Source organism: Flavobacterium sp. (assembly GCF_029242675.1).
In the GTDB taxonomy this organism is placed as follows: domain Bacteria; phylum Bacteroidota; class Bacteroidia; order Flavobacteriales; family Flavobacteriaceae; genus Flavobacterium.
Genome location: NZ_JAQWTM010000059.1, coordinates 1 through 4,147, shown reverse-complemented (window position 1 = coordinate 4,147; position 4,147 = coordinate 1). Strand labels below are relative to the sequence as shown.

The 4,147-nt window shown below is 35.8% G+C and carries 4 protein-coding genes; 3 read left to right on the top strand and 1 reads right to left on the bottom strand.

Annotated elements, in window-relative coordinates; translation table 11 throughout:
• Together P8M54_RS02380 and P8M54_RS02375 are read left to right on the top strand one after the other, a co-directional pair.
• A partial coding sequence (locus P8M54_RS02380) for an aminotransferase class III-fold pyridoxal phosphate-dependent enzyme (RefSeq protein WP_300284629.1) occupies positions 1–626 on the top strand: 626 nt, incomplete at its 5' end.
• Positions 627–943: 317 nt separating this feature from the next.
• Entirely contained in the window at positions 944–2,098 is a 1,155-nt protein-coding gene (locus P8M54_RS02375) for a beta-ketoacyl synthase N-terminal-like domain-containing protein (RefSeq protein WP_300284627.1), read from the top strand.
• 793 nt (positions 2,099–2,891) lie between these two features.
• On the opposite strand, the gene P8M54_RS02370 is transcribed toward P8M54_RS02375, so the two are convergent.
• On the bottom strand, positions 2,892–3,365 hold the full coding sequence (locus tag P8M54_RS02370; RefSeq protein ID WP_300284626.1) for a regulatory protein RecX: 474 nt from the start codon (positions 3,363–3,365) through the stop codon (positions 2,892–2,894).
• Positions 3,366–3,756: 391 nt separating this feature from the next.
• Between P8M54_RS02370 and P8M54_RS02365 the strand changes: the two genes are divergently transcribed.
• A partial coding sequence (locus tag P8M54_RS02365; RefSeq protein ID WP_300284625.1) for a hypothetical protein occupies positions 3,757–4,147 on the top strand: 391 nt, incomplete at its 3' end.

The following is a 4,147-nucleotide window of genomic DNA, read 5'->3' as shown; positions in this document are numbered from 1 at the left end:
CTGAAGCTTTGGCCAATTTAATTGCCATTTGCAAAGAGAATAATGTTTTGACCATTGCTGATGAAGTAATGACTGGTTTTGGTAAAACAGGTAAGACCTTTGCCATGGATTATGTCAATGAAACGGCCGATATGTTGTGCTTGTCTAAGGCATTAACTGGTGGAACTATCCCTATGGCGATTACCACTTTTACGCAAGAGATTTTTGATGCTTTCTATGACGAAGATATCAATAAGGCCTTGTTTCACGGACATACCTTTACAGCGAATCCTACGGGTTGTGCCGCTGCATTAGCCAGTTTAGAGTTATTAAAAACTCCCGAAATGCAAGCGAATTTAGTTCGTGTCAACGCCAATCACTTGGCTTTTCAAACAAAAATTAAGGAGCATCATAAGGTCAAAACGACTCGAGTTCTAGGAACTATTTTTGCTTTAGAAATAAAAACAGAAGGAGCGGCGAGTTACTACGGAGGCTTGCGAAACAAACTCTACGATTTCTTTATCGAGAATGGCGTAATCTTACGACCAGTAGGAAATATCGTTTACATTTTGCCGCCGTATATTATCAGTGATGTACAATTGGAAAAAATATATCAAGTAGTCGAACAAGCACTTGAAATAGTATAATTTGGAGCTAATCCTGCTATTCGTTGCAATCTTTACCGCCTTAAAGAAAGGCGGTAAAGGATTTCCACTGCTATCAGGGCTAAAACGCAGTAAGTAGAAAGTTAACTAATGATTTGAATTCTAAAAACGCATTATTTGGTAGCATTCGTTATGCAGTTTGCGAAAAACTTTGCGACCTTTGCGGTTAAATAATAATAATTGCACAAAATAAAACTAGGAGAAAATGTCAAGTTTAGTCAGGCCGATTTCTCTATTTTGAATTTTGTGAATCTCTGCGAAAGTTCTCTGCGAATCTTCGTGTAATAAAATGCTACACCTTGTCACAAATAATATCCATTACTGCTCTTTCGTCTATATCTCCATTGGGTAACGACCCAAAATTAATTTGGGAGCACTACCTGAATGACCAGCATTGTTTTATCCAGGAAAACATTGATAAAGCCCCAACGTTTGTAGCGCCTTTAAACGGAGATTCAATTGCGAAAATTGAAGTACTAAAACATTCGGATCCCAAATATAAGTTTCTAGACAATTCGGTGCTATATGCCATGGAAGCGTCTCGCAAAGCAGTTGAGCAAGCAGCTTGGACAACAGCCGATGTATTCGGAATCAATATTGGATCGTCACGTGGAGCCACTGAATTATTCGAAAAACACCATCAAGAATATCTAGAAACGGGAAAAGCGCAAACATTGGCTTCGCCTACAACTACGCTAGGAAATATTTCCTCGTGGATAGCGCACGATTTGCAAAGCTCAGGTCCCGAAATCTCGCATTCAATTACTTGTTCTACCGCATTGCACGCTGTTTTAAACGGTGTGGCTTGGTTAAAATCAGGTATGGTCGATAAGTTCTTAGTTGGTGGTAGCGAAGCACCTTTAACTGATTTTACCATAGCGCAAATGCGTGCTTTAAAAATCTATTCAAGGTCTGATGAGGAATATCCCAATCGTGCATTAGATTTAGAGAAAACACAAAACACCATGATTCTCGGTGAAGGCGCAGCAGTTTGTTGTCTAGAAATAGGGAAAAAAGAAAACGCATTGGCTTTTATCGAAGGAATTGGTTACGCTACGGAAGTTCTGGAACACAACATATCCATTTCTGCTGAGGCGACTTGTTTTCAAAAATCCATGAAAATGGCTTTAAAAGATACTGAATTATCAGATGTAGATGCCATTGTCATGCATGCTCCCGGAACCATCAAGGGTGATTTAACAGAGTATATAGCAATCCAAAAAGTCTTTGGCGAAAGCCTGCCTCTACTGACCACCAATAAATGGAAAATTGGACATACTTTTGGAGCTTCAGGAATGTTAAGTATGGAATTAGCGATTATGATGATGCAAAACAATACCTTCATCAGCGTCCCTTTTGCGGAAGCGCAACAACAAAGCAAACCCATTAAAAAAGTATTAGTAAACGCAGTAGGTTTTGGCGGTAATGCTGTGAGTGTATTGCTTTCGGTATAGCACATTTGTAAATAGAAGTTCTAATTTCTCTTCAGGAAAACAACATTTTTTGCTAAACTCAGCTGCAAATCGAATCTAGTTTAAGATTTAGTAATTGTAATAATTGTAGCGTATAGTATCTATGGAAAGAGAGCTGTTTACTAATACGGTTCTCGACTCCGCTCGAACTGACAAAAATGACCCGACTTTAATTCAATGTTATTTACAATTCTCTTAAAAGTAAATCTACTTAAATCTGCGAAATCCGCGTACCATTATTAAAAAGTAAGAATAACAAATATATCAAATGTAATCCCTTTGATAAACAAGAAAAATCCGTTTTCAATCTGCTAAATCTGCGTGTCCATATTTAAAGACGAGAATCAAAATAGCTGTAAAGTTATTCTATTTTGAAAGAAAAAAATCCGTTTACAATCCCCTAAATCCGTGTCATCCGCGTTCTATTACAGCCAAAGTTAGGAACCTTCAATTTGAAATTTATTCCATTTCACAAGGAAAAATCTATTTTCAATCTGCTAAATCTGCGTGCCATTAGGCGAAAATGAGAATCAAAATAGCTGTAAAGTTATTCTATTTTGAAAGAAAAAAAATCCGTTTCATCCGCGTTCCATTACAGCCAAAGCTAGCAACTTTCAATCAGCTAAATCTGCGTGCCATTAGGCGGAAATGAGAATCAAAATAGCTGTAAAGTTATTCTATTTTGAAAGAAAAAAAATCCGTTTCTGATCCGTTAAATCCGCGTTATCCGCTTTCTATTATTTAAAGTAGACAATTGCTATTTACAAAACATAAATCAATCCATACTTTCTAACCCCTTCACTTTTTCATAGACCAAATTGCTTTCAAAGCCCTTTCGTAATAAGCTATCACAAACCTTCTTTCTTTTCTTCAAGCTGTTTGTCTCTCTAGTATTTTCCCAAGTTCGCAACGCTAATTTCTCAAAGGTTTCATAGTATTCTTCAATAGTAATTTCTTTTAGTGCCGTGCTGATTAAGCGGTGATTTATTTTTCGGAATTTCAGTTCATTCGTAATTCGGATGTTTCCCCAATATTTAATTCGGTGTTTTCCACGAGCAAAACTGCAAGCAAAACGCTCCTCGTTCAAGAAATTATCTTTAATGAGATGCGCAATTATTTGGTCAATTTCGTCACTATCCATTTTCATGGTACGAAGTTTAGACTCCACTTCCTCATGACAACGCTCTTGGTAGGCACAGTAATGTTCTATTTTTTTTAGGGCATCTTTAATTGTAAAAACATCTTTCATTTAGCACTATTTCGAAGGTGAAAATTAGTGTATTTTTTAGTTTTTGAAAATTTTTAGAGAATAAAATTTTAAGCCTAAAACACAGTTTTTTCGTAACTGTAATTGAAGAGGTTTTACTTTTTTGTTCAGCTTTATATTTTTTTAAAATATGGCTGATTATGAATATATAATACATTTAAAATACTGTGTCTTTTATGGCTTTTTGTTAGTTGTTTTTGAGTAGATAGTCGGGATTTAAAGCGTATTATCGGATAAATTTTAAATTAAGATTTTTTGAAACGATATTGCAGAGTTGTTAGTGAAACTAGTCTGTGTTTTGTTTCAAAGTTTTATGAATGACGCCAAGGACACAGATTAGAAATATCCCTAATTTTTTTTAAAAAAAAATTATATGAATAAAACTTTACTCTTACTATTTATAATTCCCTTTTTCGCAAAGGGGCAATGTAATTACCCTGCCTCTGCTGCATTAGTTGGTACTTATACCTTTTGTATTGATAATACAAACACTTTAACAACTCCAACCTTTTCTGCTGGTAGTTATGCATTGGTTAATGTTGTTAAAGGTTTTACCTATACATTTTCAGTTGGTAATGTTTTTATTGCTGCTCCAGCAAACGAAATTATATCTGTTTATGATGCATCAAATAATGCTGGATTAACTTCTAGTGCTGGTCCAAATGGTACCTCAGTTACCAATTGGACAGCTACTTTATCAGGACAGGTTAAGGTGTTATTGTCTAGAGGTGGTTCGGCTCCATTGGGTTGTACTAATGATGGTT